Below are 254 nucleotides of genomic sequence, written 5' to 3'. Positions count from 1 at the left end.
ATCACAGCAGCTGGTGGGATGGTCTCGTTTCCTTTTATTTATCCAACGAGTGCTTACGTCATGAATCGTTTGCGATGATGAGTGAGGAAGGGATGAAGTCCTATTCCTTTTTTAGAAAAATAGGTGCTTTTTCAGTCAACCCATCCGATTCTCGCTCTCTCCTAGACTCGTTAAACTATGCACGGACCAAGTTGACAACTAAACAAGCCCTGTGGTTTTTCCCTCAAGGGGCTGAACAACATCTTGAAAAACGG

1 pseudogene is annotated in these 254 nt (G+C 44.1%); it reads left to right on the top strand.

Going from position 1 to position 254, the window contains the following annotated elements:
• Positions 1-254, top strand: a pseudogene (locus RYX56_RS23870) (lysophospholipid acyltransferase family protein); the annotation flags it as partial.

Origin of the sequence: Alkalihalophilus lindianensis, assembly GCF_032843265.1 — a bacterium.
In the GTDB taxonomy this organism is placed as follows: domain Bacteria; phylum Bacillota; class Bacilli; order Bacillales; family Bacillaceae_D; genus Alkalihalophilus; species Alkalihalophilus lindianensis.
The sequence above is the reverse complement of the archived record's forward strand: the minus strand, read 5'-3'. Positions and strand labels throughout refer to the sequence as shown.